This is a genomic window from Mycobacterium sp. (assembly GCF_049280035.1).
Classification (GTDB): domain Bacteria; phylum Actinomycetota; class Actinomycetes; order Mycobacteriales; family Mycobacteriaceae; genus Mycobacterium.
The window spans coordinates 1-3,398 of the sequence record NZ_JBAPPI010000303.1 but is presented as its reverse complement, the minus strand read 5'-3'; the positions used below and the strand labels follow the sequence as shown (position 1 = coordinate 3,398).

Annotated in this window: 3 protein-coding genes; 2 read left to right on the top strand and 1 reads right to left on the bottom strand. The window is 63.8% G+C overall.

Translation table 11 applies throughout. The features are described from left to right. Nucleotides 1–68 precede the first annotated feature (68 nt). Together WAN71_RS10170 and WAN71_RS10165 are read left to right on the top strand one after the other, a co-directional pair. On the top strand, nucleotides 69–1,886 hold the full coding sequence (locus WAN71_RS10170) for an AMP-dependent synthetase/ligase (RefSeq protein ID WP_422225213.1): 1,818 nt from the start codon (nucleotides 69–71) through the stop codon (nucleotides 1,884–1,886). Next, nucleotides 1,870–2,658, top strand: a complete 789-nt coding sequence (locus WAN71_RS10165; RefSeq protein WP_422225212.1) for a lipase family alpha/beta hydrolase — start codon at nucleotides 1,870–1,872, stop codon at nucleotides 2,656–2,658. The genes WAN71_RS10170 and WAN71_RS10165 overlap by 17 nt, the downstream gene beginning before the upstream one ends. A gap of 16 nt (nucleotides 2,659–2,674) precedes the next feature. Here the strand turns inward: WAN71_RS10165 and WAN71_RS10160 are convergent, their stop codons facing one another. After that, nucleotides 2,675–3,304 carry a nuclear transport factor 2 family protein gene (locus WAN71_RS10160; RefSeq protein ID WP_422225211.1) on the bottom strand — a complete coding sequence of 210 codons (630 nt, stop codon included), beginning with the start codon at nucleotides 3,302–3,304 and terminating at the stop codon, nucleotides 2,675–2,677. Between the last annotated feature and the right edge of the window lie 94 nt (nucleotides 3,305–3,398).

Genomic DNA, 3,398 nt, shown 5'->3' with positions numbered 1-3,398 from the left:
CATCTAACGGCGGGCACTCCCAGCAAGATCGGTACTGCGAGGTTGCTGAAGAGTGCAAAGGAAGTTTGATGAGCCAGACGAGTCTTACCCCGACCGGAACCCGAGCGCCGAATTTGGCGCTGCTGTTCCTGCACCGCGTTGAGGCGTCAGCAGATCGGGAAGCGTTCCGATACCCCGAGAACGGCAAGTGGGTTTCGGTCACCTGGAAGCAGGCCGCCGAGCGGGTGGAAGCCCTGGCAGCCGGGCTACTGGCGCTCGGCGTCGCACCCGAGGAGCGGATCGGCATCGCGTCGACCACTCGGCTCGAATGGATCCTGGCCGACCTGGCGATCATGTGCGCCGGCGCGGCAACCACCACCGTCTACCCCAGCACCAACGCCGAGGACACCGCCTATATCCTCGCCGACTCGGACTCGCGGATCGTCTTCGCGGAAGACGAAAAACAGCTGGGCAAGCTCAAGGAACAGCGCGGTGACCTACCCAACCTGGCCAACGTGGTGGTCTTTGACGGCGCTGGCGACGGCGACTGGGTGATCACCCTGGACGACCTCGCCGCACTGGGTGCCAAGCACCTGGCCGAGCATCCGTCCAGTGTGCGCACGACCGCAGAAGAGATCACCGCCGACCGGCTGGCGACGCTGATTTACACCTCAGGGACCACGGGCAAACCCAAAGGGGTGCGGCTACGCCACGAGGCGTGGGTATACACCGGCGCCGCGATCAACGACATGAATCTGCTCGGCGAGAACGACCTGCAACTGCTGTGGCTGCCGCTCGCGCACGCCTTTGGCAAGGTGCTGATCGCCACTCAGCTGGCGTGCGGGTTCGCCAGCGCGATCGACGGCCGCGTCGACAAGATCGTGGAAAACACCGGGGTAGTCAAACCCACCTTCATGGGAGCCGCGCCGCGCATCTTCGAGAAGGCCTACTCCCGCGTCGTCACCACCCAGCAGAACCAGGGCGGGATGAAAGCCCGCCTGTTCAACGCCGCATTCGCGGTCGGCCGCAAGGTCGCTGAACGCCGTCGCAATCACCAATCCGTACCGCTGTATTTGAAGCTGCCGCACAGCCTGTTCGACCGGTTGGTGTTCGCCAAGGTGCGCGACGTGTTCGGCGGACGAATCCGGTTCTTCATTTCCGGTTCCGCGCCGCTCAACCGCGACATCGCCGAATGGTTCGACGCGGCCGGCCTATTGATCCTGGAGGGCTACGGGCTAACCGAGTCCGCGGGCGCGGGCTTCATCAACCGCCCCGACAACTACAAGCTGGGCACGGTAGGTCTGCCGTTCGAGGGCACCGAGGTCCGGATCAGCGATGCGGGGGAGATCCAGTTCCGCAGTAAATGCGTGATGGCCGGCTACCACCATCTGGAGAAGGCCACCGCCGAGGCGCTCAGCGACGACGGCTGGCTGTCTACCGGGGACCAGGGCAGCATCGACGACGACGGGTTCCTGAAGATCACCGGGCGGATCAAGGAACTGTTCAAAACTTCCGGCGGCAAGTACATCGCGCCCCCGGCAATCGAGGCGAAATTCGCGACGTTGTGCCCGTATGCCAGTCAGTTCATGGTGTACGGGGAGGGACGCAATTTCGCCGTTGCGTTGGTCACCCTCGATGGCGACGCGATCAGCGGCTGGGCCAAGGAGCATGGCCTCGCCGACGCGTCCTACGCGGATCTGACCAAATCCTCTGAGGTGCACGAGATGGTCGACGAGCACGTCAAGAAGCTCAACGCCAACCTCAATCGGTGGGAGACCATCAAGAAATGGGCTTTGCTTGACCACGAACTGTCCGTCGAGCGCGGCGAGCTCACACCGTCGCTGAAGGTAAAACGCGGCGTCGTCGCCGAGCAGAACAAGGAAACGCTGGATGACTTCTACTCCTGAACCCGCTGAACTCGAAGCCGAGCAATCGGATCAGCTGCCCGATGCCGTCAACGCGGCGCCGCCGGGACATCTGCTGCGCGTGCTCGAATGGCGCACCGGCGTCGAATATCTCGCCGTCCTCGCGGCTGCCCGACGTATCGCCGACTGGCCCCGCGGTGACGGCCATCCAGTTCTGGTGATCCCCGGATTCCTGGCTGGCCCGTTCTCGACGCAGCTGCTGCGTGATGTCTTGCGCCGCTTGGGTTATCGGGTCTATGACTGGGGTTTGGGCTACAACATGGGGTACCGCGCCAACATGAAGGAGACGCTGCCGGCGCGCTTGCGCCACATCCGAGAACGGGCCGATGGGCGCAAAGTGAGCATCATCGGCTGGAGCGCCGGCGGAATCTATGCCCGGGAACTGGCACGCGCCTTCCCCGACGATGTCCGGTCGGTGATCACGCTGGGATCCCCGTTCCGCGGCAACCATCGGGCCAGCACCGCATGGAAGGTGTGGTGGCTGGTCAACCGCGGCAGCGAGGCCACCGAGGCCGTCTCTGAAGCCGCGCTGACGCGCCGCGCCCAACCGTTGACCGTGCCGACGACCTGCATCTACAGCAAAAGCGACGGCATCGTGGCGTGGCAGTGCTGCACCAGCTTGCCCGCACCCGAGACCGAAAATGTCGAAGTGCGCAGCAGCCACCTCGGCTACGGCCACAACATGCAAACGCTGTCGGTGATCGCCGACCGTCTCGCCCAGCCGGAAAACTGCTGGCGGCCGTTTCGGCGCTGAGCTGCCCGCTAGCAGGTCACCAGGCTGCGGCCGGCGACAGGTACGGGTCCATGTATCCCGAGTTGGAAGCGCCGGGGGTCAAGAGGTCGTTCATCGACGTTTCCCCGACGCGGCGCTCAAAGATTCGCCATCCGCAGTCGGTGCGCCGCAAGCGATCCGCCATCGCGGAGTAGACCCAGAGCGCGGGCAGACCGGTGGGGCTCGAGACCACCTGGCCTCCGACGATCCTGGGCGAAGCCGCTTGTGTTGCGTAGCGGACGAGAAGGTTGTGGTAGCGGACGATCACGCCGTCGTCGTCGGGATCGACGATCGGGCTGGTGGCGTGCCTGCTGACCCCGGCGACGGTGTAGGGGTATTGCTCTTGGAAGAAGCGACGCGTCGCTATCCGGCCGCGAACGGTGCCATGGGTGTGATGCATCACGCTATCGGGAAGGAACGCGTCGACCATCGCGTCGATATCCCATGCGTCGAATAACCAGTTGACCCGGTTGATGAAGTCAATCGCGGTGACCTGGTCCGCAGTGTCCACTGCGTTGTCGAGGACTACAGAGGGCAAGGTCGGGGTCGAAGTGTGCGGACATCGTGATCGGGTCTCGCTCTTCGGCATCATCGCACCCACCACCTGCATAGTTAACCTTACGTTCATCTTTGATTCATTTGGTAGTCAGGGTTAGTTTACCCTGTTGTCGCCAGCTTGCGGCCTTCTGTTACACCCGACCCGGGTACGTGTCATTGCCGGT

Bases quoted from the DNA above. Each gene is read 5' to 3' on its own strand.
- WAN71_RS10165 (WP_422225212.1), top strand. From the start codon at position 1,870: ATGACTTCTACTCCTGAACCCGCTGAACTCGAAGCCGAGCAATCGGAT.
- WAN71_RS10160 (WP_422225211.1), bottom strand. From the start codon at position 3,304: ATGAACGTAAGGTTAACTATGCAGGTGGTGGGTGCGATGATGCCGAAG.
- WAN71_RS10170 (WP_422225213.1), top strand. From the start codon at position 69: ATGAGCCAGACGAGTCTTACCCCGACCGGAACCCGAGCGCCGAATTTG.